The sequence below is a fragment of the Mannheimia cairinae genome, assembly GCF_028649535.1.
Taxonomy (GTDB): Bacteria; Pseudomonadota; Gammaproteobacteria; order Enterobacterales; family Pasteurellaceae; genus Mannheimia; species Mannheimia cairinae.
On sequence record NZ_JAQSJE010000009.1, the window covers coordinates 63,999 to 88,718 of the forward strand.

General features: G+C 39.9%; 31 protein-coding genes. 24 read left to right on the top strand and 7 right to left on the bottom strand.

Going from position 1 to position 24,720, the window contains the following annotated elements:
* Positions 1 to 3 precede the first annotated feature (3 nt).
* The 21 genes from PTQ27_RS09325 to PTQ27_RS09425 all read left to right on the top strand — a co-directional run bounded on the left by PTQ27_RS09325 (position 4) and on the right by PTQ27_RS09425 (position 17,299).
* The gene (locus PTQ27_RS09325; RefSeq protein WP_273748954.1) at positions 4 to 384 is read left to right on the top strand and encodes a hypothetical protein; all 381 of its coding nucleotides are present in this window, start codon (positions 4 to 6) and stop codon (positions 382 to 384) included.
* Positions 369 to 875: a phage neck terminator protein gene (locus PTQ27_RS09330; RefSeq protein WP_273748953.1), complete on the top strand. Its 507-nt coding sequence runs from the start codon at positions 369 to 371 to the stop codon at positions 873 to 875. The genes PTQ27_RS09325 and PTQ27_RS09330 overlap by 16 nt, the downstream gene beginning before the upstream one ends.
* Positions 876 to 890: 15 nt before the next feature.
* On the top strand, positions 891 to 2,369 hold the full coding sequence (locus PTQ27_RS09335; protein WP_273748952.1) for a DUF3383 domain-containing protein: 1,479 nt from the start codon (positions 891 to 893) through the stop codon (positions 2,367 to 2,369).
* 56 nt (positions 2,370 to 2,425) lie between these two features.
* The gene (locus PTQ27_RS09340) at positions 2,426 to 2,869 is read left to right on the top strand and encodes a phage tail fiber protein (protein WP_006252050.1); all 444 of its coding nucleotides are present in this window, start codon (positions 2,426 to 2,428) and stop codon (positions 2,867 to 2,869) included.
* A gap of 129 nt (positions 2,870 to 2,998) precedes the next feature.
* Positions 2,999 to 3,517, top strand: a complete 519-nt coding sequence (locus PTQ27_RS09345) for a phage antirepressor N-terminal domain-containing protein (RefSeq protein WP_273748951.1) — start codon at positions 2,999 to 3,001, stop codon at positions 3,515 to 3,517.
* A gap of 18 nt (positions 3,518 to 3,535) precedes the next feature.
* Entirely contained in the window at positions 3,536 to 3,940 is a 405-nt protein-coding gene (locus PTQ27_RS09350; protein WP_273748950.1) for a hypothetical protein, read from the top strand.
* Positions 3,941 to 4,112: 172 nt separating this feature from the next.
* The gene (locus tag PTQ27_RS09355) at positions 4,113 to 7,007 is read left to right on the top strand and encodes a CHAP domain-containing protein (protein WP_273748949.1); all 2,895 of its coding nucleotides are present in this window, start codon (positions 4,113 to 4,115) and stop codon (positions 7,005 to 7,007) included.
* A complete protein-coding gene (locus PTQ27_RS09360; RefSeq protein ID WP_273771132.1) occupies positions 7,007 to 7,690 on the top strand; it encodes a hypothetical protein in 684 nt (227 codons plus the stop codon). Before PTQ27_RS09355 ends, PTQ27_RS09360 begins: the two co-directional genes overlap by 1 nt.
* A 164-nt stretch (positions 7,691 to 7,854) precedes the next feature.
* Positions 7,855 to 8,451 (top strand): SHOCT domain-containing protein, encoded by a 597-nt coding sequence (locus PTQ27_RS09365; protein ID WP_273771133.1) that lies wholly within the window; start codon positions 7,855 to 7,857, stop codon positions 8,449 to 8,451.
* A gap of 215 nt (positions 8,452 to 8,666) precedes the next feature.
* Complete coding sequence (locus PTQ27_RS09370) at positions 8,667 to 8,813, top strand: hypothetical protein (RefSeq protein ID WP_256692804.1); 147 nt, start codon at positions 8,667 to 8,669, stop codon at positions 8,811 to 8,813.
* 259 nt (positions 8,814 to 9,072) lie between these two features.
* The gene (locus tag PTQ27_RS09375; RefSeq protein WP_273771134.1) at positions 9,073 to 9,924 is read left to right on the top strand and encodes a phage antirepressor N-terminal domain-containing protein; all 852 of its coding nucleotides are present in this window, start codon (positions 9,073 to 9,075) and stop codon (positions 9,922 to 9,924) included.
* Between the two features lie 132 nt (positions 9,925 to 10,056).
* On the top strand, positions 10,057 to 10,764 hold the full coding sequence (locus PTQ27_RS09380) for a phage baseplate protein (RefSeq protein WP_273748945.1): 708 nt from the start codon (positions 10,057 to 10,059) through the stop codon (positions 10,762 to 10,764).
* A gap of 2 nt (positions 10,765 to 10,766) precedes the next feature.
* On the top strand, positions 10,767 to 11,063 hold the full coding sequence (locus PTQ27_RS09385) for a phage baseplate plug family protein (RefSeq protein ID WP_273748944.1): 297 nt from the start codon (positions 10,767 to 10,769) through the stop codon (positions 11,061 to 11,063).
* Positions 11,063 to 11,950, top strand: coding sequence for a baseplate hub protein (locus PTQ27_RS09390; RefSeq protein ID WP_273748943.1), 888 nt, complete (start codon positions 11,063 to 11,065; stop codon positions 11,948 to 11,950). The genes PTQ27_RS09385 and PTQ27_RS09390 overlap by 1 nt, the downstream gene beginning before the upstream one ends.
* Positions 11,940 to 12,602, top strand: coding sequence for a Gp138 family membrane-puncturing spike protein (locus tag PTQ27_RS09395; protein WP_273748942.1), 663 nt, complete (start codon positions 11,940 to 11,942; stop codon positions 12,600 to 12,602). Before PTQ27_RS09390 ends, PTQ27_RS09395 begins: the two co-directional genes overlap by 11 nt.
* Before the next feature lie 5 nt (positions 12,603 to 12,607).
* Positions 12,608 to 12,958, top strand: coding sequence for a contractile injection system sheath initiator (locus tag PTQ27_RS09400; RefSeq protein ID WP_273748941.1), 351 nt, complete (start codon positions 12,608 to 12,610; stop codon positions 12,956 to 12,958).
* On the top strand, positions 12,955 to 14,151 hold the full coding sequence (locus PTQ27_RS09405) for a baseplate J/gp47 family protein (RefSeq protein ID WP_273748940.1): 1,197 nt from the start codon (positions 12,955 to 12,957) through the stop codon (positions 14,149 to 14,151). The genes PTQ27_RS09400 and PTQ27_RS09405 overlap by 4 nt, the downstream gene beginning before the upstream one ends.
* Positions 14,148 to 14,765, top strand: a complete 618-nt coding sequence (locus tag PTQ27_RS09410; protein ID WP_273771135.1) for a baseplate wedge 1 family protein — start codon at positions 14,148 to 14,150, stop codon at positions 14,763 to 14,765. The genes PTQ27_RS09405 and PTQ27_RS09410 overlap by 4 nt, the downstream gene beginning before the upstream one ends.
* A 36-nt stretch (positions 14,766 to 14,801) precedes the next feature.
* The gene (locus tag PTQ27_RS09415) at positions 14,802 to 16,412 is read left to right on the top strand and encodes a tail fiber protein (protein WP_273748938.1); all 1,611 of its coding nucleotides are present in this window, start codon (positions 14,802 to 14,804) and stop codon (positions 16,410 to 16,412) included.
* Between the two features lie 9 nt (positions 16,413 to 16,421).
* Complete coding sequence (locus tag PTQ27_RS09420; protein ID WP_273748937.1) at positions 16,422 to 17,042, top strand: HI_1402-related protein; 621 nt, start codon at positions 16,422 to 16,424, stop codon at positions 17,040 to 17,042.
* Positions 17,039 to 17,299 (top strand): hypothetical protein, encoded by a 261-nt coding sequence (locus tag PTQ27_RS09425; protein WP_273748936.1) that lies wholly within the window; start codon positions 17,039 to 17,041, stop codon positions 17,297 to 17,299. Before PTQ27_RS09420 ends, PTQ27_RS09425 begins: the two co-directional genes overlap by 4 nt.
* A 37-nt stretch (positions 17,300 to 17,336) precedes the next feature.
* Here the strand turns inward: PTQ27_RS09425 and PTQ27_RS09430 are convergent, their stop codons facing one another.
* Together PTQ27_RS09430 and PTQ27_RS09435 are read right to left on the bottom strand one after the other, a co-directional pair.
* Complete coding sequence (locus tag PTQ27_RS09430) at positions 17,337 to 17,771, bottom strand: Aca2/YdiL-like domain-containing protein (protein ID WP_273748935.1); 435 nt, start codon at positions 17,769 to 17,771, stop codon at positions 17,337 to 17,339.
* Between the two features lie 39 nt (positions 17,772 to 17,810).
* Entirely contained in the window at positions 17,811 to 18,020 is a 210-nt protein-coding gene (locus PTQ27_RS09435; RefSeq protein WP_273748933.1) for a hypothetical protein, read from the bottom strand.
* Positions 18,021 to 18,679: 659 nt separating this feature from the next.
* On the opposite strand from PTQ27_RS09435, the gene PTQ27_RS09440 reads away from it, so the two are divergent.
* From PTQ27_RS09440 to PTQ27_RS09450, 3 genes are read left to right on the top strand one after another with little or no spacing between them, the layout of a single operon-like run.
* Positions 18,680 to 19,657, top strand: a complete 978-nt coding sequence (locus PTQ27_RS09440) for a putative oxygenase MesX (protein ID WP_273748932.1) — start codon at positions 18,680 to 18,682, stop codon at positions 19,655 to 19,657.
* 28 nt (positions 19,658 to 19,685) lie between these two features.
* Positions 19,686 to 20,720, top strand: a complete 1,035-nt coding sequence (locus tag PTQ27_RS09445; protein ID WP_273748931.1) for a methionine synthase — start codon at positions 19,686 to 19,688, stop codon at positions 20,718 to 20,720.
* Positions 20,721 to 20,734: 14 nt separating this feature from the next.
* Positions 20,735 to 21,223: a flavin reductase family protein gene (locus PTQ27_RS09450; protein ID WP_273748930.1), complete on the top strand. Its 489-nt coding sequence runs from the start codon at positions 20,735 to 20,737 to the stop codon at positions 21,221 to 21,223.
* A gap of 138 nt (positions 21,224 to 21,361) precedes the next feature.
* On the opposite strand, the gene PTQ27_RS09455 is transcribed toward PTQ27_RS09450, so the two are convergent.
* From PTQ27_RS09455 to smpB, 5 genes are all read right to left on the bottom strand, one after another.
* Positions 21,362 to 21,712, bottom strand: a complete 351-nt coding sequence (locus PTQ27_RS09455) for a hypothetical protein (protein WP_273748929.1) — start codon at positions 21,710 to 21,712, stop codon at positions 21,362 to 21,364.
* 84 nt (positions 21,713 to 21,796) lie between these two features.
* Positions 21,797 to 22,066 carry a type II toxin-antitoxin system RelE/ParE family toxin gene (locus tag PTQ27_RS09460; protein ID WP_273748928.1) on the bottom strand — a complete coding sequence of 90 codons (270 nt, stop codon included), beginning with the start codon at positions 22,064 to 22,066 and terminating at the stop codon, positions 21,797 to 21,799.
* 2 nt (positions 22,067 to 22,068) lie between these two features.
* Positions 22,069 to 22,335 (bottom strand): type II toxin-antitoxin system RelB/DinJ family antitoxin, encoded by a 267-nt coding sequence (locus PTQ27_RS09465; RefSeq protein ID WP_273748927.1) that lies wholly within the window; start codon positions 22,333 to 22,335, stop codon positions 22,069 to 22,071.
* Positions 22,336 to 22,652: 317 nt separating this feature from the next.
* Positions 22,653 to 23,960 (bottom strand): serine--tRNA ligase, encoded by a 1,308-nt coding sequence (gene serS / locus PTQ27_RS09470; RefSeq protein ID WP_273748925.1) that lies wholly within the window; start codon positions 23,958 to 23,960, stop codon positions 22,653 to 22,655.
* A gap of 197 nt (positions 23,961 to 24,157) precedes the next feature.
* Positions 24,158 to 24,637, bottom strand: a complete 480-nt coding sequence (gene smpB, locus PTQ27_RS09475) for an SsrA-binding protein SmpB (protein ID WP_273748924.1) — start codon at positions 24,635 to 24,637, stop codon at positions 24,158 to 24,160.
* Between the last annotated feature and the right edge of the window lie 83 nt (positions 24,638 to 24,720).

Sequence of the window (24,720 nt, forward strand, 5' to 3'; positions counted from 1 at the left end):
ACGATGAATCTACGCCAAATCGCAAATCGTGCGATCATAGCTATCAATCCAAATATCCCTGCGGTGTTGAAACTCAATGCAGGTATTGAAACTGATGATACGGGGCGGAGAGTGGCAAAATTTAACGAAATCAACGTAAAAATTCAGCCGCAAAGCCTTTCAACCAATGATTTACAGCTTTTTGACAGTCTCGCCCAACAGGGGCAGCTGCTTAATGTTTATATTTCAGGGCAGATTCACGCCCTACGCCGCCTTTCTCAACAAGGAGCGGATAAATTAGTGTTTAAGGCTTTTGGCGAAAAAACGGAATCAGAATGGTTGATTAAATCCGTTGCCGAAAGTTTTCCTAACTGGTGCAAGGTGGTGATATGGCGGCAGAGGTAACCTTAAACACCACTCATAATGATATTTATCGAGAAGTCCGGGCTTATTTGCTCGGGCTTTTTCATTTAGAGGGCGTTCAGGTTATTCGGGGCTATAGCAATAACGCACCGCTACCAAATCCGCCGTTTATTTTGATGAATGTTATTCACGAACAAGCCTTATCCACCAATGCTTATGATTACAGTATTGATGAAGGAAATGTAGAAGTAATGCAGAGCCTTGAAATTCAAATGCAGCTCGACTTTTACGGCGAGACAAGCGGTGAAATTTCACGGAAATTTTGCACATTATGGCGGGATTTCTACGCCTGTGAGCGATTGGAGCGTTGCCAGCCGCTTTATTGTGACGAACCGAAATATCTGCCGTTTACCAATGAAGCCAGTGAATACGAGGAGAGATATATGGTAACGGCATATTTAACCTACAACCCTGTGATCACACACGAACAAGATTTTATTACCAACCCAAGAATTTCTATTCATTCTTTATAGGAGAACAACATAGCTATGCTTCAATCTATCCCTGCTTCCCGGATTGTAAATATCAGTCCTGCGGTATTAAGTGCTGGTGGTTCGCCACTCTCAATGAATTCCGTATTTTTAAGCAAAAATCAAAATCTGCCGACTGCTCAAGCCGTCCCTTTTGCGACTGCTGATGCGGTAGGTGAATACTTCGGCTTCGCCTCAGAAGAGTATCAAGCGGCGGCAGTTTACTTTAAAGGCTTTGACAACTCAACCATCAAACCCGGCACACTGTTTTTCTTTGCCTACAACGAGGCCGCAGAAGGGGCTTTCTTGGTTGGTAATTCAGTAAAAGGGTTGTCATTGGAAGAATTGAAAGCGGTTTCAGGCTCTCTTACTATCAATATTGATGGTGTAGAGAAGAGCGCTTCGTCAATTAACCTTCGTTCATCAAAAAGTTTTTCGCAGGCAGCAGAAACTATTTCTTCCGCACTGGGCGATGTAACGGTTTCTTTTGACCCGCAGTTGCAATCATTCAAGATTTCATCCAGCACCACCGGTTCATCATCTGCTATCACTTTCGCAACCGGTGATGTTGCAGACAAGTTAGGCTTATCGCAATCAGCCGGTGCGATTATTTCCCAAGGTAGTGCTGAAACATCGCCGGCTGAAACAATGCAGCAGGTGATTAAATCCACTTTAAACTGGGCGACATTTACTACCGTATTTGAGCCAAGTTTAGACGACAAAAAAGCCTTTGCAAAATGGTGTAATGACCAAGACCAGCGTTTCTTATATGTCAGTTGGGGCAAAGAAGCCGGTGCGGTACAAGCCGGTAACAACACCTGTTTCGGAGCGTGGTTAAAAGAATCCGCTTATAACGGCACAGTTGCTATTTATGGCGGACTAGATAAAGCCGCTTTTGTATGTGGTGCAACTGCTTCGATTGATTTTACCGAACGACAAGGGCGGATTACTTATAAATTCAAAGGGCAAGCCGGTTTAACTGCCGATGTAACTGATGCCACTGTTGCACAGATTTTGGAAGATAACGGCTACAACTATTATGGGGCTTGGGCAACCGCAAACGACCGCTTCTTGTTCTTGTCACCGGGGCAAATTGCCGGCAAATGGAAATGGATTGACGCTTACATCAATCAAATTCGCCTGAATAGCCAATTACAACTTGCCTTGATTACCTTGCTCACTTCAGCGAAATCTGTGCCTTATAACGCACTTGGGGTGGCTTTACAGCGTGCGGCTTGTCAAGATCCGATTCAAGAGGCGTTAGATTTCGGCTCTATCCACATTGGTGTGGCATTAAGCGAACAGCAAAAAGCCTTGATCAATAAAGACACCGGAATGGATACCGCCGCCCAAATTGAGGCTCAAGGTTATTCACTCTATATCGGCAAAACTTTGGCACAGGTACGAGGCAATCGCCAGTCAATGCCGATGAAGTTATGGTACACCGACGGCGGCAGTGTTCACGCCATTAACCTTGCTTCTATTAACGTTCAATAACAGTAACAAGCGGTCAAATTCGACCGCTTTTTTGCAAAAAAGGAAACGAATAAATTATGCGTACAAATATTGATAAAACTCTGACTGCCGCAAACAGTATTCTACTTGTGCGGGCAAAGGGTTATAACAAATCGTGGGTAAAAATGGAGGGCTACGCCGCCGATAACGCCTTTGACTTCGGGCAAGGTGCAATCGGCGAAACCGTGATCGGCGTTGATGGTGTGCAATCAGGCGGATTTACGCCTTACGAAGTTGATTTAAATATTCAACTTCAAGCCAACAGCCCGAGCCGTTCTTTTTTTGATGGCGTGATTAACCATATCAACAACAACCAAGAAACTGTGCCGTTTGAATTCTCGTGTGAAATTCCGTCTATCGGCAAACGCTATTCGGCAACTGGCTTTTTAGTGAACATTCCGGGCGGTACGAATGCGAAGAAATTGCTTGAATCTGCGACCTATTCATTCAAAGTCGTGAATAACGGTGCAGAAGATATTTAACCTTTAATGTTCCCAAACAGCTTTAAATCGTGAGTTTACGAGCCTGTAACAAGGTAGGAATGTTGCGGTAATTTACAACCCGATCAGAAATGGTCGGGTTTTTTATTATCCAAATTTCAGGAGCAGAAAATGCAAGCATTAAAAGCCTATTTTTTAGGGCAAGAAATTACATTAGTAGATCATAACGGCGTGGCTTATGTGGCTATGCGTGAAGTAGTCGTTGGCATTGGGTTAGAGTGGGCTAGACAGGCTCAAAAACTCAATAATCAAAAGGAAAAATTCAGTTGTGTACATATGCCTACAACTGGAAAAGACGGCAAAAAATACGAAATGCTCTGTATGCCAATCAAAAAACTTAATGGTTGGTTATTTAGCATTAACCCAAACAAAGTCCGCCCCGATTTAAAACAACGTCTCGAAGAATATCAAGAGGAATGTTTCTTAGCTTTGTGGGACTACTGGACGGAAGGCGTTGCTCGCCGTGATGAAGTTAAATACAAAACCGAACAATGGTTAGCTAAGAAAGCAGACTATCAAGAGCGGGCAAAAGAACGTGGCAAGGCATTGGCTGCCTGCAAACCTGAAAAAGCAGCATTAGAACGAGAGTTCACACAAATTCAACAAATGGATCTGTTTTTGGATATTTAACCAGTAGGGAGAAGCAAAATGGCTTTAAAAACGAAAAAAATCACGATTGAAAAAGGGCGAGATGCCGGCACGACATTTTTGATTACAGAAATGCCGATTGCCAAGGCGGATAAATGGGCTTCTCGAGCATTACTTGCGTTGGCGAGCGGAATGGACGGTATTCCGTCAGCTTCGGAGGGGATGTTAGGGATGGCAAGAGTGGCACTAGCGGCTTTTAAACAGATCCCCGAAGAAAAAGCCTTGCCTCTCTTGGATGAGTTATTGGATTGCGTAGAAATTGTGATGGATAGCGGTGCAACCCGACCGATTGATTTAGCGATTGGCGATGTCAGCGACATCACAACGCTCTGGAAATTGCGGAAAGAAGCATTTGCGTTGCATATTGATTTTTTGGATCTCGAACTTACCCCGATCTCGGCGTAAGTAAAGAAAGTAATGCCGTTGCGTATGTAAATTTAAGTTCGGTTGTCGGGGCGGTGGTGAGTAGCAAACTGGCAACCTTGCACGAATTACAAACCATTTATGGGCTGGAAGATGCCCTTGATTTAATTGAAGTATTCAGCGTGGATACTTATAACCATAGGGATAATAAATAATGTCAGATGTTATTGATACGTTAGCAATTGAGATTGCTGCAAATGATAGCTTTACGGCGGTGGCAAAGCCGTTATTATCCCTATTAGAGCGTTTGGAAGATGCGGTAAATAAAAACACTGAAGCATTGGGCGATTACGAAAAAGCGACAGAGAGAACGGCAAAAAGTACAGAAAAGGTCAATGCAGCTCAGGATAAAAGCGAGAAATCAGCTAAGAAATCAACAAAAGCTCTGAAAGAACAAGAAAAACAGGTCAAGAAAAATGAAAAAGCTGCCAAAAACTTATTGCAAGCGATTGGCGGTTTTACTAAGGCGATTGGTGCTTTAGGAACAATGATTTTTGCCGGTGTCGGTTTGGATAGATTAGCTCAAGAGGCGGCTAAAACGAACAAAGAGCTTGATGTTACCTCTAAAAATTTAGGTATGACAAGCCAATCGTTAGCCACTTGGAGAGGTGCAGCAGAGCTTTCAGGCGGTTCTGCACGGGGGCTTACAGGTTATCTGAATAATCTTTCTGCCGGACTTACTCGCTTAACGGTGCAGGGTGATGCCTCTGTTACCCAGTTTTTTTCTCAACTGGGTATTAACCTATTAGACGGCTCGCAAAAAGCGAAAAAGCTCGAAGACATTATGCTGGAATTGGCAGACAAATTCAGCACAATGGACAGAGTAAAAGCCTTTAATATCGCTCAACAAATGGGGATTGATGAGGGTACGTTTGAAATGTTGGCACAAGGCAGACAAGGTCTTGAAGAGAATTTACAGAAAACAGCTAAAATCTACAAATCCAACCAGCAAGATTTAGAAACTGCACGCAAGCTGACAGCCGCAACATCTTATTTGAATCAGCAATTTGAAGGCTTAAAACTGATGATTGCCAATGCCGCTATGCCGGTATTACTCAAAATTGCGGATGTAACCAATGCGTTTTTTGAATACCTGCAAAAAAATGAAAATCTCGTAAAAGGGGTATTCTTTGGGATTGCAGGGGCAATTACTGCTGTAATGATGCCAGCTCTGCTGAAAGGTGCAGCTGCGGCTCTTGCGTTTATTGCTCCGTTCTTGCCAATGATTTTAATTGTTGCGGGGTTAGCTACTGCATTTGGATTGCTCTATGATGATTATCAAACTTGGGCGAATGGAGGAACCTCTCTATTTAACTGGGAGAAATTTCAGAGATGGATTATTGATGCTGATTATTCAGTCGATAATCTGAAAGATGCTTTTGCTGACTTGTTAGGGGGGTATAAATCTTGGGATGAAATGATCGCCGATGACAAGAACTGGCTAAAAATGAAAGGATTCATTGATGATAATGGGGTTTCTGTTGGTTCATTATTGCGTGGGTTTCAGAATTTAACAAAAGATCTTTTAGAAGCAGTCCTCCCCGCAATTCAAAGAGTTTGGGGGGTGATCAGCAAATTATTGGATGGCGATTTTAGCGGTGCTTGGGAAGAAACTAAGCAACTAGCATCTGACTCCGCTGATTACGTTATGAAAAAAGCGGAAAACGCTCGGAATTTTATTACAGACAGTGAAAAAGGACTGTGGGGCACTATTAAAAATAAAACCTTTCGGTTTATGGATATTTGGTCTGGTCACGATCCTGACAAAGGTGAAAATTCTCTTACTCACCTAGTTAACGATAGTTCTTTGTTACAAACCTCGAAAGAAACGGCAGAGGCTGCTGCTTATGCGGTGGCTAATGCGGCAGAGAAAAGTGCTGGCAAATGTGCTTTATATGTGAATAACGCTCTTAGAGCACAAGGTGTGAAGATCAATGGGCACGGTGTAGATGTCGCGAGTAATCTACTTAAAAGTAATCAAGGGTTTAGTGAAGTGAAATATAGCGATAGTTATGTTCCGCAAATCGGTGATGTAATGAGCATGCCATCACACAGTAAGTCTGATCATAAGTACGGACACGTTGCAATTTATACCGAACAAGGTTGGGTTTCTGATTTTAAGCAAGGTAATAAATATGGCAACACCGCAGCTGCAAATCGGCACTACTTTGATGAAATTAAGTCAGGTAAGATAAAGCCTACTATCGCAAGGCGTTATAATAAAGATATGCCCAAACAAGAGGGATATAGTGGAGACAGAACCGTAAAAGGTTTGGATCAAGCGGAAACAGCTGCATTAGTAAGTAAAGTTGTTAGCAAAGAAAGTGGTGGTAAATTGGATGCAGTGAACTCATACGGTTATCTTGGCTTATACCAATTTGGTGCTGAGGCTCTTGCGGATATTGGCTTGATTGACCGTAAAAAATATGAACAGGCTGTTGCGAAATACGGCAAAGGCCTATCTTCTGGCTCTGATGCTAAACTTCACAAAGCTTTTCTTGAGGATGAAAGTAATTGGAAATTACAAGGCGGTCAAAAAGCGTTTCTTGCGAATAAAAAGGTTCAAGATGAGGCAATGATTCGCCTACTGAATAAAAATGCACAATATCTGGGGAACGTTTATTCAGGTAATTCTGATCATAAAGCTGGACTGCTAATGGCCGCACACCTGAAAGGCTGGAGTAAAGCTAAGGAGTATGCAACCACTGGGAAAGATAGTAAAGATGCTTATGGGACATCAGTGTCGAGCTATTACAATGCAGGTCGTCAAGCTGTTTCTAGGGTGAAGGAAAATGCGACTGAGCCTAATTATCCATTAGGAGGTTATGCAGTTGCGAACGCTTTAAATGCTAATCAGCACAAGATTACGACAATGCAAAACTTGGCTCAACCGCAAAATATTAACAACAACCAAAAAACAGAGGTTGCATTTAATGGCGGGATTCATATAAACTCAACAGCAGGAACACTCAGTGGAACAGCTCTAGATTTAGTGAATGGGGTGCAAAACCGAGTGAATGTGATGCAATTTAATACGGGGTTGTCATAATGAAAAAGAGACTTCAAGTCTTACTATTTTTGTCAGCATCATTAGCTTGCTCAAATTTACAAGCTAATGATGACCTTTTTAAGGTTTCTTCTCAATGCTTATATTCTGGTGATGGGAAAAGTTTTAGAAATCTTAGTTGCAAAATAGAAAGACTTGAAGTTAGCCCCATTTATTTTTCGGACAAGCTGACAATCAATAAAGCCTCTTTTATTGTGTCGGCCGGTAATGTTACTCCATCATATACAGGGGAAGAGAATGCTACATTTTCGGGAAATGGGATTCCTGAAGAGACGGTTAAGTATTTTTGGTTAAATCGACAGTTCAGAAAGACAACAGATGAGGCTGATTGGATATGTTTTCAAAGGGATAATTTAGAAACATTCTGTGAGCCTAGCTATGACAAGCTATTTGAATTAGAACGATCTGCTGCAACTAATCCTAGTGTTGCTCAAGTGTATGATTCAGGAACATATAAGGTTGGAGTAGATATTCCTGCTGGAGAGTACAAGGTATATGCTACTTCAAGTGATGGAACAGGCACTGTTTTCGTGAGCAAGACTTCGAATCATCGAGATATAAGTAATATGGTACATCACGAAATTTTTAATAACCATACTTATGTTACTGTTTCAGAAGGTCAGTACTTGAGAGTTAGTTTTGGCGAATTCAGCTTGGTTAAATAGTTTATTTGGTTAAGTGTATGAGCTTTGTTGAAAGAAATAGTAATGCACAGCTTGTGGAATAATCTAATTAATTTAATTTGAGGTCTATTATGTTTAAATTTAAAAAATAATCTAATCAAAGTAGCAGTAACCAAGAAAATAATAAAATATCTATTGCTGATGAATTGGATAAGCTCGTTCAATTAAAAGAGAAAGGGATTTTATCAGAGCTAGAATTTGAAAAAGAAAAAGATAAGTTGTTAAATGGAGCTAAATATCAAGCTCAACAACCTACGTTTATTATTCAAAACTCAGCTTCTTCATCTTCGTCAGCTGCTGCAACTGCAGTAGTTAAGCGTTCGGGTTGTTTGTCTAGCATAATCAAGGCTCTTTTGGCTCTATTTGTGATTTTCTTGATATTAGATTTTATGGTTTGGTCTTCAGGGAATAAAACAGCGTCAGAAGTAAAAGCTAAACAACTAATCTCTGACAAGCAATGCAATCAGCTAATAAAAGATCTGATTTATCACAAACACGCTCAAGATGTTTGTCTTGTTGAGGCGAAACTGGGAGAATTTAATTCTAATTTAAATGGAGATAGTTTTGCTGAATACTCAACTCGTAATGGCTGTCCTCAACTACCTGAAAATGTGGCTTATAAATTACAAGAGGAAACATCTTTAAATTTCATAAATGCTCTAAAATCTTCACCAAGCAAAGTTGAGTTTTGTAAAAAAGAACTACCTTATTTTAGAAAGCTAGTTCAGAAATACGGCTCATAAATGCAATCCATAAAAATTAGCAAAATCATAGAGTAAAAAAAGCCCGCTAGAAAAGGGCTTTTTTATTGCCAAAAACAAACCCCAAGAGCTGCGAACTCTTGGGGTTTTTCATTTAACCATTAATACGGAATGATTAACAAGATGAATAATAAATTACACAAATGGAGAACTTCCAAATGCAGATGGATTTTAACCTAATAGAGGGGATTTGTAAAATGTTAGAAGTGATTGATAAATCGGATAAAGCGAGAAAATTTGCTTATGTTGTTTTGTTTCTAGGTTTCATTTTGGGTACATATTGGCTTGCCCCTAATTTTTTGAAAGCCGTTGCAGATTTTATCTTGACGATGAAAAACAGTTAGAGTACTATTCGCCATAGGCGTCGAAACCTAAACAAACAGCGGCAATCCGCACCCGTCAGACAAGCGGTTTTTTTGTGTCTAAATTTTGCGATCTTTTTCCTGCAATTAGAAAAAGATTGTGCAGGCTCAATGTCGAGAGGGCGGAGAATACAACACCCGAAAGGGGAATAATCCCGACCGTCTGTTTGCGGTTTTCGAACCTCTCGGCACCCTATTGGATAGGGAACTAAACTTCGAAAAAACAAACAGGAGCAGACTTATGTCTAATCAAATCACTACTCAAACTCTTTCTTTCCACGGTTCAGATCTTATTACTTTAAAAGTTGAAGATGTTATCTATACAGCGGTTCGCCCGATTGTTGATGCACTAGGCTTGTCTTGGGGTTCTCAACAAAGAAAACTTGAAAATTCCAAAGAAAAATTCAGTTGTATTCATATGAAAACAACTGGGTCAGATGGTAAAACTTATGAAATGCTCTGTATGCCAATCAAAAAACTCAACGGCTGGCTATTTAGCATTAATCCTGAGAAAGTTCGTCCAGATCTGAAAGATCGAGTTATTCAATACCAAGAAGAATGTTTTGAGGCACTCTATAACTACTGGCACTTTGGCAAAGCCGAACGTAAAACAACCGCAGATGAAAGAACAGGACTAAGACAAGCAGTCAGTGCTTTAGTAAGTAAAAAAGGAATGATTTATTCTGACGCTTACTCACTTATCCATCAACGATTTAATGTAGAACATATCGATCAACTCACACCAGAGCAAATACCTTTGGCAGTTGAGTATATGCACAAGATTTATCTTGAGGGAGAGTTGATTGCTGATGAGCCAGAAATTACCGTAAAATTCACTAAGCAAGAATTAACAAAACTAGTCAATGTATGGATGTTATTCACTCGTTTTGCTGAAAGTGTGTATTTCTTGTTGAAAAAAGCAAGCCCATTTGTTCACGGAAATGATTATAGCTTGCCAGAACTAAATCTAAGATGGTGTAGAGAATCAATTAAGGAAACGCACCCAATAATTATTAAATTAATGGAAGCACTCCCTAAAGAACAGCTATTTCATAATAGTAGGCAACAAATCAGAAATCGTAGTGATTTTTAATCTTAAAAGAAATTAATTGAAAAAATACCATGCTTACCGCTTGTGGGAAACTGCAAGCGGCTTTGGTAGTATTTAAAATTTATGTAAAACCGCACGGCATTATAGCTTGTGCGGTTTTTTATTGGAGAAACTATGACTTGGAGTTCTATCGGCGTGCCAAATGTACCGGGGTTGCCGAAAAATATTGGCGATGCGGCGATAAAATTTGGTGGTGCATTGGGTATCAATCTGTTATTTGGTAACTATTGGGGAGTGTTCGGACAAAACGGTATTCCCCTTTTACTTGCCGATAACGTGAAATCAGTTAAGTTTCAGAACCGCTCTAAGATCTCTACTGCACCGCTTGAGAAAGGCTCATTTGCAGCCTATAACAAGGTCATTGAACCTTATACCGTTAATGTTGTGATGACAAAAGGCAGTGGTGGCGTAAAAGAACGAGGGGCGTTTCTTGCCCTTGTTGATGCCTTTGCGAATAGCACTGAACTGTATATGGTTATTACACCAGAAGCAATTTACCCGAACTGTAATATTGTAGGTTATGACTACGTGCGTGAAGCAGGAGACGGTGCAAGGTTGCTTAAAGTTAATCTGCACTTGCAGGAAATTAGAGAGGTTGAAGTTGAATATACTAAGACCAAGGCGGAGTCCTCAGAAGCTGTACAGGAACAAGGAAATGTAACGCCTGAGGTGGTAAATGAAGGAGCTGGTAAAACCTCTGTCTTGTTTGATATAAGCCAAAAGATTGGTGATATGAAAGAGGTATTAAAAACAGAAGGTCCAGGAGCTGTTGTTGACAAATTAAAAGATAGCTTGATGAGTACGCTTGGGATTGGAGGTTGATTTTGAATTTATATCATATCCCACTTAAATCGGTGGCTAATCAACGTGTGCGTTGCCAAATAGAGGGACAAGAGCTTGAAATTACGTTGCATACTCGATTAGATAAGCAACTTTATATCAGCGTAAAATGTAATAAAAAGCCGATTGTGTATAACCGAATTTGCCAAAATTTAACGCCTTTAATTGATGTAGATTATCTGCCAATTAAAGGCGTTTTGTTTTTCCGTGATTCACAGGGCAATCAAGATCCGAATTACAAAGAATTGGGTAAAAGATACCGCTTGTATTGGGGTGGATAATGTCAAGTTTTACGAAGAAAAAGCTGAAATTCTCTTTTGTGCTAGGGCAACAAGAGCCTCATTTTGATGAAGATGGAAATAATACCGTGATTGTTGAAGGTCTGAGGGCGAGTGCCACAATCCAGAGCGGACACGGTGCACCAATGCCAAGTGCTAAGTTAATGATTTATGGGCTTGGGCAAAAGGTGATGAATAAATTGGCAAAAATCCGTTGGAATACCGATGATGCCAAGCTGAATTATGTCAGAGTTGAAGCAAGCCAAGATGGAGGAGAAAGTTATCTATTGGTTTATGAGGGTGTTATTCAATACGCCTACCCAAATTATGGCTCAAGCTCTGAAGTAATTTTAACCATTGATAGCACCTCAGCCTTACAGCACAAAATCAGACCGGTTCCGCCATTAAGTTTCAATGGTGAAGTGGATGTGGCTTCTGCGGTGGCTCAAATTTGCCAAAAAATGAGTATGCGATTTGAGAATAATGGCGTAACAGAGAAAGTGAGTAACCCTTATTTGCCTGAAACGGCGTTAGATCAAATTTTTAAACTATGTGATGCCATTAATGCAAAAGCGGTTGTGGAATTTAATACGATTGCCATCACTCCACAAGGGCAAGCGAGGGATATTTTAGTGCCTGTTATTTCGCCTAGTTCGGGGTTGATTGGCTACCCAACGCCAACTATTACCGGCACAAGATTTCAATGTTTGTTTGACCCAGTTATGCGTTTTCAGGGGCTTGTCGAAATTAAAGATAGCCTAGTTGAAATCTGCAATGGGAAATGGTTAGTTGTTGGATTAACCCATTATTTAGAAAGTGAAGTTTCTGGTGGGCGTTGGTTGTCTGAAGTGGAAGCTATTTATCCTGGAGGGGTTAAAGTTGTCAAATAATTTAGGTCTATTGAAACCTGATCAGGTTCTAGGCGGTACAGGCGAATTTGAATTTATTATTTCTAGCATTGTTAATCGAATTCAAACAGTCACGCTAGTGCAAGTCAAAGCAGTAAATGCAACAGGTGTCGGCCCCGTGGGGACTGTTGATGTTCAACCAATGGTGGCACAACTGGACGGTAGTGGCAAAGCGTATGCACACGGTGTAATTCACAACATCCCTTATTTTAGACTTCAGGGTGGTAGCAATGCGGTAATTATCGATCCGAAAGTGGGTGACATTGGAATGTGTGGTTTTTGCAGTCGTGATATTTCCTCAGTGAAAGTGAACAAAACCCCTTCAAATCCACAAAGCAGACGAAAATTTGATTATGCAGACGGTTTGTATTTTGGCGGTTTTCTTAACGGTGTGCCAAATCAATATCTCTTTTTCAAAGATTCGGGCATCGAGTTGGTTTCTAGCGGTGAAATTTTACTAAAAGGTACATCAATCAAATTAGATGCCCCTGTTGAAACTACCTCAACAGTAAACGCTGCTGGAGATATTACCGATAATGCCAAATCAGGGGGTAAATCAATGAAAAATATGCGACAGGTTTACGATACACATACACATAACGGTGGGCCACAACCCGATCAGAAAACGGAGTAATGTATATGATAACGTTATTCTTACACCCTAACACTTGGGATTTATGCCTTGATGATGAGGGAAATATTGCTTATGCAAAAGATCCGTACGCTAAGGCTCAAGATGTGGCAAGTGCCATTAAATTATTTAAAGGCGAATTGCATTACGACACCACTCAAGGAATTCCTTATTTTGATGAAACGCTTGGCAAAAAGCAGTCGTTAGCACTCTATCAATATCGACTAGAGCAAGCAGCACTCAGAGTGAAAGGCGTAACCTCTGCCAAAGCCAATATTGAAAGCGGAGCCAGTCGGGAAGTGACCGGCTCTGTGACTTTTACCGATGAACAAAATAGACAGATGAGCGTGAAACTATGACGATACAGATAAATGTGCCATCAATTCAGTTTACACCGCAAGGCTTAATTTTGCCGAGTGAGCAAGAAATTCTAAACGGTGTGCTGGCGGACTTTAATGCGGCATTTGGTGGTGGACTAAGCCAAAACTTAGAAACACCACAGGGACAACTTGCCAGCTCGATAGCTGCGATTATTGCTGATAAAAATAATCAAATTGCGTGGCTAGTGAATAATCTTGATCCGACTTATTCCGACGGCATTATGCAAGATGCTATCGCTAAAATTTATTTCGTAAAACGAAAAGGGCGGGTGAACTCTTTTGCAACCTGTCAATTTATTGGTTTACCGGGTGTAACTATTCCAAAAGGGTTAGTTATTAAAGATACCACCAATAATGAATGGATATTAGATGAAGAGATCAGCATATTAGAAAACGGCACTGTGGAAGGACGTGTTATTGCTAACGGTGTTTATGGTGCAAAAGCTAATACGATCACAAAAATTCATCAATCGATTATCGGGCTAGACCGTGTTACCAACCCACAAGATGCGGTTGTTGGTACAGAACGGGAAAGCAGACAGGATTTTGCGGAACGATTTAAAAAGAGTGTGGCAATTAACTCGCAAGGGATGCCGGCTTCGGTATATGCAAATGTTTCAAAATTAGCCGGAGTAACCGATTGCTATGTAGTAGATAACCCGAAAGGCGTTGCAGTACAGGTAGGAAGTAGTCGATACTCCATCAAACCACATAGTATTTATGTTGCTGTGATGGGCGGAAATGAGCAACAAATTGCCGAAGAAATTTGGCGATATACCGGAAACGGTTGTGATTACAATGGCAATCGAACGGTTACCGTCACAGATAATACATATACAGATCCAAAACCAACGTATGAAATCCAATTTATGCGACCTGCTACCACACCGATTTATTTTCAAGTGAAGCTGAAACGAGGTGCTACGATTGGAAGCGATCAAACCGCAAAAGAAACTATTCCGAAAACATTCCAACGTCTAAGTAAAAGTAAAATCGGTGCGACTTTATATGCGGTTGAATTTGTCTCTGATTTAGTCACAGCATTGCCTGAAGAACATTTGCTTGATGTGAAAATTGGACTGAATCAACGTACTTACACAGATGCTATTACGGTAGGAATAGACCAATATCCAACAATAGCCGCTGAAAATATTAGTGTGGTGTTTGTATGAAAAACGTAGCCAAAACCATTATCAGTCAATATGCGAACAGTCCGATTATTTGTAGTTTGATTGAAGATGCAAATACATATTTAGATCCAACTGCGGATATAGAACTTTTTTATCGCTTTATTTGGAATTTGGATACTGCACAAGGTATTGGATTGGATTTTTGGGGGAAAGTGGTTGGAATATCTCGGAATGTGCAAGTTGATGAGAAAAATCAATTTATCGGCTCTACCTTAGCAGAGGAAGATTTAAAAACGTATCAACCTGGCACGATTCATTTAATGAATGATGAAATGTTTCGCACAATGATATTCTTAAAGGCAATGAGCAATATCATTTATGCTACTGCCCCGAACATCAACCGACTGCTGCAAATCCTCTTTGAAAGACGGGGGCGAGCTTATTATGTAAAAAACGGCACGATGCAAACTCGTTATGTGTTTGAATTTAATCTAACACCAGTCGAAAAAGCAGTGTTAATCAGTACAGATTTATTGCCTCGCCCCTCTGGAGTTTTAGTTGATTTCTATGAGCCGGATATTCGCAACACATTCGGTTTTATCGAAGCCGAACTTGCACCATTCGGACAGGGTGCATTTTATATTGGTGATCGTTAGCCTGCATTTCGCAGGCTTTTTTATTGGAGCAAAATAATGTTACAACCTAAATTACTCTCTAAAATTTGGGCCGCCCTGGGATTAAAAAATTCGATACCAGATAGCCGTTCAGATGGATTGGCTCAAGGAGCTGCGACTTATGATGAAGGATTCCCTTCAATCACAATGACACCTATAGCACAAGGTGGTAAAGCCCCTTCGGGTAAAGATATGAATGGGGTTTTGAACGAATTATCCGCCCATATCGTGCATTTGAACAAAGGCGGGCTATACAAATTCGATGTTACCTTTGCAGGGAAAATTAATGGTTACGATAAAGGTGCAGTACTTTTAAACGATGCAGAAACGGCTTTCTTCGTTAGTTTGTTAAGCCAAAACAAACACAATTTCAACACATCATCAGACTACAGTAAATATTGGGCTAAATTGGCGGATGTGCAAAGTGTCAAACATATCACACCGCTGAAATTAACAAGCCAAACTCAAAATACATTACTGTCTAATGGACACACTCACGAAATCGAAAAAGCGAGCTTAACTGAGGTAGGCATAACCCAACTATTTTCCGGCTTAGATTCCAATGCTGAAAATATGGCAGCCACGCCAAAGGCGATTAAAATCCTCAAAGGCTTAATTGATGCCATTACACGCAATCTAGGTAACTACATTCCCAACAGCAAAAAGTCAAATGCTGTAAACAGTAACAGTGCGGATACGGTGGCGACAAGCGTGGCGGTTAAAACAGCTTACGACAAAGGCGTTGAGGCTAAATTTGCGGCGGATAACGCCCAACGTACGGCAAACGCCAAGCAGTCTCCTGCTACAACTTTAGATGGATACGGCATTACAGATGGGGCATTGGCTAAAGGTCTCACCACCGAAAATTTAAATGCCGTTACCACAGTTGGGCTGTACGGGCAAAAAGCCAATGTCAATGCAACAAGAAGCAGAAATTACCCAGATAACAAGGCTGGCAGCCTTGTTGTGTCTGATTCCGCCTACGGTGTGATGCAGATTTATACAACGCATGACACAAAATACACATATATCCGCAATCAAGAGCCGTCTGGGTGGAGCGGGTGGGAGAGAGTAGATGGATTAGGCAAGCTTCCTCTAGAAGGTGGCGAGCTTAGTGGTAATGTGAGCATCAGGGGTAATTCTGATTACAATTCGATCAGTTTGATAAATACGATTGGGTATGAACTTATAATTACGAGTAAGCCCAATAACAGTAGTACAGTCGGGGATATTATTTATAGGGATGACCGAAATAGTAATATATCTGTTATCAGGATACCGCGCAAAAATGGCACTATGGTGCTAGGAAACGAAGTACACTACAAGGATAGATTTCGGCATTCCAAGTATCCAAATCATTACAACGGGGCTGAGGTTTATAAGATACCTATGTCAGACACAGGCGGGTTGATGATTATAACTATGAGAGCAGACGTCACGGGTAGCACAACATTAAATCTACCCGAATCATATAAGCTAGCGGACTATAGTGTCACCGCAAGTGATGTTGGTGAGGGACGTTTTTCGTTGGGCGCAAACCGCACAAGCGGTAATCGGATAATGATACATAGTACAGGGGGTAGGACTGCGACGGTATCTGTGCAATGTATCGGATGGGTGGATTTTTAGGGAGACAAGATGAAAATTTATAATATCGAAAAAGGTGTTTTTAATGATATACCTAATGATGGAGTTGTACCCGATGGTTGGTACAGAGTGGAAAGCGAAGAGGTTTTAAATAAAATTTCTGAAAGTCTTACAAACGGCGGTGCGGTATGGATAGATAGAGGTAAATTAAAAACCTCTGGTAAAGCCCCAAGCCCATACCACGAGTGGCAAAACAAGAAGTGGGTAATCAACCACGAGCAACAACAAGCGGTCATTTCTGCCGAAAAATCTGCAAAACTTGCCGAAATCAACCAAAAGGCACAAGCCTTTATTAACGAGCTTGCGGAGTACGACAAAACCCCAGCCTTTGAGCGGGACACTTGGCCGATTCAGAGAGATGAGGCATTTGCGTGGTTTGCGGATAAAAACGCTAAAACCCCAACACTAGATTTAATCGCATTATCTCGTGGTGTACCAGTTGATACCTTACGCCAAAAAGCTTACGAAAAGGCGATAGCTTATCAGCAAGTCGCAGCAATCGTATCAGGGCAGCGACAAGCATACGAGGATAAGCTCAACGCAGCTGAAACATTGGAGCAAGTGCAAGCGATTGAGCCAGTTTACCAGTTGCTACAAGGGGAGAGTAGATGATTAAATTAAAATCTTGGTGCTATCACGTTTTAATCGGTTTAGACCAATTTCTCAATGCCATATTCGGCGGACACGCCGACGAAACATTCTCAAGCCGTTGTTATCGTGGTGCAATCCTCAAAGCCAATCCAAAAAAACGCTGGCGATTCTGGTATGCGTTTGTAAATGGCTTGTTTTTTGATAAAAACCATTGCAAAACCGCTTACGAAAGCGAGGTGAATCGCAAACAGTATCCGCCTGAATTCTCTGACGTATAAATTAAAAAAGTAACGGCTAGTTAATTAGCCGTTATCTTCATCCACCCTTATAAGCAGCCCATTCACTGCGTTTCTGTGGAGAATCGATTAAACCATTCTCCGCAAGCCAGTTAATATAGGATTCTGGCTCGAATTTGACTAGACTCGCTCCGTAATCAAAATGCAGTTGTACAGCTAGAGCATTATTATATCTAACCTCTAGTAATGACATTCCAGCATCCTGAGGATTGTCATAGAAAATGACTGCAAGCTTGCTAGTGGTTTTGGCAACCATTCCCTTCACCATATCTAACGTTTGCTTTCGTCTAGATAATAACTCCTTAATGTCATTAACCACATCTTGCGGAATTGTCCGCTGTCCTTGCTCCCAGTAAGACCAGCTTCTTTTATTTACTTTCCCAATTTCTTCTGCTGCCTCGGCTTGGGATAAACCGAAGATAAGTCTTGCTGCTTTTAATTCTATTCCTGTCATAACTCACCTAAAAATAAGCCCTCGAGTGAGGGCTTTAATTTATAAATAATTCTCGATGTTTGAGTAAAAATTATTTACTCTTTCTTTTAACTCGCTTTCATTACTATCGAAAGCATCGATAGTTCTTTCCTCATCGCTTAAAATGCAATCAATTCCCCAAATTAAGCTATCGATGACAAGTTGTCCGTTATAATTAACTATAGAATATAAAGCATTTAATTCATTGCGTTGTTCGATTAAAGTTTTCATAATAACATCTCCTAAAGATTACCGATGACCCTATGTCTTTCGCCTATGTGTGCATTATGTTCCCAAATGGGAACAAAGTCAATATTTTTTAGCCTTATTTATTATTTTTTTGTTTAATTGCTTAAAATTTAATCAAGCAAAAAGCTTATTAAGTATATGTACCTCGCCAAAATCACGCGGTATTTGAATTAACCTATTGATTTTAAATAATTTGACTTTCCTTAGGTAAGACATCCGCCCCTTTTCGCTGTCTTGATTAGAGGGGTTGATTTTCGTGGGTGTTTTCGTGGGTGTTTTAAATATTTGTTTTTAATTATTATATAAAACAAAGGCTTATAATTGAAATTGCTTTCGGGACACGCCTCCATTACTTTATTTAAATCATTTCAAATAACTTAAATATTTATCAATTTCTATTTATTTCAATAAGTTATCATTAACTTATAATGACTGCCTAATCTATCATCATCAAATTTTTGTGGGTGTTTTAGTAAGTGATTTAAAATACCAATACAAGCCATTCTTTTAAATGCTTAGTCGCTAGTTAAGTTGAATTATTTTCATCTTGATTTAAAAATCATTTCATTTTTATTCATACCTAATATAAGGTAGATTATGCTCATTGATTTACGATGAAATTTATATAGAGGCAATAAATTATGAGCAATCCATTTCACTATACCGTTAAAACGCTTAAATTTGATGAAAATTATACACCTGCGGAAAGCACCCGTTTAACGACTAATTTCGCTAATTTAGCACGTGGCGAACAACGTAAAACCAATTTACAAAATACTTTGCGTATGATTAACAACCGTTTTAATGATCTTGCTTATTGGGATAACCCGGCAAATGATCGTTATGAGGTTGAAGTTGAAATTGTATCTGCGGATATTGTCATTGAAGGTCAAGCAGAACATTTTCCTGCGATTGAAATGTTAAAAACTTATATTATAGATAAACATACCAATCAGCGTATTGACGGAATTGTAGGAAATAGCTTTTCATCTTATGTGCGTGATTATGATTTTAGTGTTTTATTGTTAGAGCATAATAAAAACCAAGAGAAATTCAGTGCTCCTGCAAATTATGGCGAATTGCACGGTAAATTATTCAAATTATTGCTTGATTCAGAGGCTTATCAGCAAGTTTCGGCGAAAGCTCCGGTATTTTGCTTGAGCGTGGCAAGCACTCGCACTTACACCCAAACCAATAATCATCACCCGATTTTAGGTCAGGAATATACGCAAAATGCCTACTCTTTAACAGATGATTATTTTGCCAAAATGGGCTTTAAAGTCCGCTACTTTATGCCGGCAAAATCTGTTGCACCTTATGCGTTTTACTACCAAGGCGATTTACTGAATGATTACTCTAACTTAGAGTTAATCAGCTTAATCAGTACTATGGAAACATTCCAAAAAATCTATCGTCCTGAAATTTACAATGCAAATTCGGTGGCAGGGCAGGTTTATCAGCCAAGTTTAACCTATCAAGATTATTCATTAACCAAAATTGAATATGACCGTGAAGAACGCACGCAATTAGCAATTAAACAAGGCGAATTTACTAACGAAAACTTTATTAAACCCTATCGCCAATTATTAGCTGATTGGGCAGAGACTGAAGTGCTTTAATTTATCAAGGAATTTAAAAGAGAATTTTATGAAGAAATTATTACCAACCTCAACGGCAGGCAGTTTGCCGAAACCATCTTGGATTGCAGAGCCTGAAAAATTATGGTCAGAATGGAAATTAACAGGCGATGATTTATTTCAAGCAAAACGTGATGCCTTGCTGATTTCATTACAAGAACAAATTCAAGCAGGGATTGATATTGTCAGCGACGGCGAACAAACTCGTCAGCATTTTGTAACGACCTTTATCGAACATTTAGAAGGAGTGGATTTTACCAAGCGTGAAATTGTGCGTATTCGTAACCGCTATGATGCCAGTGTGCCAAGTGTGGTTGGAGCGGTTTCTCGCCGTAAACCAGTGTTTGTAGAAGATGCTAAATTTTTGCGTGCGCATACCGACCGCCCGATTAAATGGGCATTGCCAGGGCCGATGACGATGATCGACACACTCTATGACGGTCATTACAAAAGCCGTGAAAAATTAGCTTGGGAATTTGCAACCATTCTTAACCAAGAGGCAAAAGAGCTTGAGGCTGCTGGTGTGAATATTATCCAATTTGACGAACCGGCATTTAATGTCTTTTTTGATGAAGTGAATGATTGGGGCGTTGCCGCATTGGAGCGTGCCATTGAAGGCTTAAAATGCGAGACAGCAGTACATATTTGCTATGGCTACGGTATTAAAGCCAATACAGATTGGAAAAAAACACTGGGTTCTGAATGGCGTCAATACGAAGAAAGTTTCCCTAAATTGCAAAAGTCTAAAATTGATATTGTTTCACTAGAATGCCAAAACTCTCACGTGCCGATGGATTTAATCGAACTCATTCGTGGCAAAAAAGTGATGGTTGGAGCGATTGATGTGGCAACCAATGAAATTGAAACGCCTGAGCAAGTGGCTAACACTTTACGCAAAGCCTTACAATTTGTTGATGCGGATAAGCTTTATCCTTGCACTAACTGTGGTATGACACCGTTATCCCGCGAAGTGGCGCGTGGCAAATTACAAGCCTTGAGTGCAGGGACGGAAATTGTTCGCCAAGAAATTCTTTCAGCGAAATAAGGTGTAAATCGGTAATGGTTGATATCACTGATTTTAGAAACGCAATGTCTTTGCTCAGCTCCGCCGTGAATGTTGTAACGACTAACGGCGTGGCAGGGCAACACGGATTTACTGCCTCAGCAGTTTGTAGCGTTACAGACACACCAGCAACTCTGCTGGTGTGTATGAATACGGCAACTTACACTTACCAATTTTTTGAGCAAAACAGAGTCTTGGCGGTGAATGTATTGGCAGGCCATCATCAAGATCTTTCTCAAACTTTTGCCTCAAAACTCACTTCTGAGCAACGTTTTGAAAAAGCAACTTGGCATAGTTTAATAACGAGTTCACCGATTTTAGACGATGCATTGGTCAGTTTTGATTGTGAAATCGAACAGATCCAGAGGGTAGGAACGCACGGTATTTTTATTTGCCGAGTAGTGGCAATTAAACAGCCCCAGCCGTATTTGCAAAGTGAAGGATTGGTGTACTTTAACCGAGGTTATCGTCAAGTGGGGATTTAGGCTGAGCTCTAATAAATAGAAGGTACAAGCGGTCTATTTTCTTCAGAACTCTACAATATGTTGTGAAAAATAGACCGCTTTTTTTGGGTATGAATGAGGACGTTTTTGTCATTGGAGAGGGGAACTTTATAGCATATTTCAGCTTTTTTGATTTCCCTCCTCCTCATCAAAAAGAGCTTTATAGATGTCGTATTTTGACTTTATCGGCACTTTTGCTGGCGGTAGATCTCTCCCATTCATTAACGCCCACTTTTGAGAGCGAGTTAAATTCGGCATTTTCCATATTTTATAAATCCAATAGCTGCAGAATAGAATAATGATGCCACATATCATTGCAACTATAATATAGTGGCTAATATCAAATACTGTTGCAAGATATTGAGAGAGTAAAATTGGTGCTCCACTAAGTAGGAAAAAGAGAATTAACTTTAGTACGAATTTAATGACATCTCCCAAAATACCAAAAAACTCATTAACGTCTTTAAACATTGTATTTCTCCTAATTCACGAAGCTCTATTTCACAAATGTATATTAGGGAATTTTAAATTTCAAGTGGTTATATTTTATAATAATTATCCAAATAATTCAGAGTGAGAACCTAAACGAACTAAGTGGAGCAAGTTATCTTCAATTTTATAAATTAAGACAAGATCGGGTTTAATATGGCAATCTCGAAATCCTTGCCATTGACCTTGTAATGGATGATCTTTATATTTCTCTACTAAAGGTAATTGATGTATTAGGCAATACATTACTTCCACATATTCCGTACTCCCCACCAATTCTGTAGCAATCTTTTTAAAGTCCCTTTTATAAGCATTTGTTGGAGAAATATGTAGCATTTTTACTCCTCTGACATTGCTTTATGGAAATCTTCCAATGAAGAATAAACTTCATTTTTGCCAGACATAGCTTCTTTCATTGCAAGTTGTGTTTCAAGATTAGGCTGATAATTCAAACTTAGCGGGATTGTTTTTGTATTAGCAATTTCAGTAAGAAACATATTAAACACTTGAGACGGAGTCATACCATAACTTTTAATTACATCAAAAGCGTTATTTTTAACTTCGGCATTTGTTCTAAAACTAAAAGCATCATTAATAGTGGCCATTTTATTCACTCCTGTATTTCATTGAAATGCAAATATTCTAATGTGAACTACAATGAAATACAAGGAGTTTTATTGCTTAGCTAAATAATTTGTTATTTTCCGATAGTGTGAGTATTCTTATTCGTGCCAGAACAAGCGGTCTATTTACTTCTAAAATTTACAAAAATTTGAGAAAAATTAACCGCTTGTACTAAAACTAATCTAGCACCAGCGTGGACGCTGACGCTATCGGAGACAATTCAAATAAAGCGTGATGAGTAAAAAGAAAACCGAGCCTAATTTGCTCGGTTTATTTTTATCAGAAATATAATTTGGTTTTAAGCAGAAATAACCTCTAATCCACCCATATACGGTCTTAATACTTCAGGGATAGTAATAGAGCCATCAGCATTTTGGTAATTTTCAAGCACGGCAACGAGAGTACGCCCAACTGCTAAGCCTGAGCCGTTTAAGGTATGAACTAAGCGAGTTTTCTTATCGCCTTTGGCTTTGCAACGGGCTGCCATACGGCGAGCTTGGAAATCCCACATATTTGAGCAAGATGAGATTTCACGGTAGGTATTTTGAGCTGGTAGCCATACTTCCAAATCGTAAGTTTTTGCTGAACCGAAGCCCATATCGCCAGTGCATAGTAAAACTTTGCGGTATGGTAAACCTAAAAGTTGTAATACTTTTTCAGCGTGTCCTGTTAATTCTTCTAAAGCTTCCATTGATTTTTCAGGAGCGACAATTTGCACCATTTCCACTTTTTCAAATTGGTGCATACGGATTAAACCACGAGTATCACGCCCGTAAGAACCAGCCTCAGAACGGAAACACGGAGTGTGAGCCGTGTAACGCAACGGTAAGCTTTCTTCATCGATAATTTCATCACGCACTAAGTTTGTTACCGGCACTTCAGCGGTTGGAATTAAGCTGTATGAGCGTTGGACTTCGTTCGGATCTTGCCCTGTTAATGGTTGGGTATGGAATAAATCTTCGCCGAATTTCGGTAATTGCCCTGTGCCGAATAATGAATCGTGATTAACTAAAAATGGCACGTTAGTTTCAACATAGCCGTGTTGTTCGGTGTGTAGATCTAACATAAATTGCGATAACGCACGGTGTAGGCGAGCAAGTTTGCCTTTCATTACCACAAAACGGCTTGCAGTTAATTTCACACCGGCTGCAAAATCTAAACCACCTAAATTTTCGCCTAATGCCACGTGGTCTTTTACTTCAAAATCAAATTGACGAGGTTCACCCCAACGAGAAACTTCTAAGTTTTCGCTATCGTCTTTACCAAGAGGAACTTCTTCTGCAGGTAAGTTTGGCACAGATAACAATAATTCACGAATTTCGCTTTGTACTTTATCTAACTCAACTTTTGCAGTATCTAATTCGTTGCCCATTGAATCCACTTCTGCCAATAAAACAGAAATATCTTCGCCACGAGCTTTCGCCGCCCCAATGTTTTTTGAGCGAGCATTACGCTCTGCTTGTAATGTTTCGGTTTTTACTTGTAATGTTTTACGTTGTTCTTCTAATGCCTTTACACGCTCAACATCTAAAATAAAGTTACGTTTTAGTTTTAATGCGTTGGCGATTTCATCTAAGTTTGTACGCAGAAGGTTTTGGTCGATCATTTTATATTCCTTAAATTTAGAGAATTTGTTTTCATAGCTCTCTCCCTGTATGGGAGAGAGACCGAAAAATATTTCGTTCAGAAATATTTTTCAGAGAGAGGGAAATAGAATTTTATCGGATTTTCACTACCCCTCTCCCTGATTTTTCTTCTGAACGAAGAAAAATCTTTCCCTCTCCCACAAGGGGAGAGGGAAAGTTAGCCACGATTTGCATTTTTCATAATACGGCTTTTCGCAACTTGCCACTCACGGTCTTTAATATCTTCACGTTTGTCGTGCAGTTTTTTACCTTTGGCTAAGCCGATTTTTACTTTTGCCCACGCATTTTTCCAATACATTGCGGTGGCGACAATGGTAAAGCCTTCACGGTTCACTTTGCCGAATAGCGAATCTAATTCTCGCTTATTTAACAAAAGTTTACGAGTGCGAGTAGGGTCGGACACAATATGCGTAGAAGCCATATTTAGCGGGGTAATCATCGCCCCGAATAAAAAAGCTTCGCCGTTGCGGAAAATCACATAGCTATCGCTAATATTCGCTTTACCTGCACGTAGGGCTTTTACTTCCCAGCCTTGTAGCTCAAGACCGGCTTCAATTTCATCTTCAATAAAATATTCGTGGCGGGCACGTTTATTTAACGCAATCGTATTAGATGCGACTTTTGGTTTTTTTGCCATAATTTTTAAAAATGTAATAAATATTCGCTAAATTCTACCTTAAACTCGCTAAACAGTGAACAATGAAAGCGTTGAAATCCTTG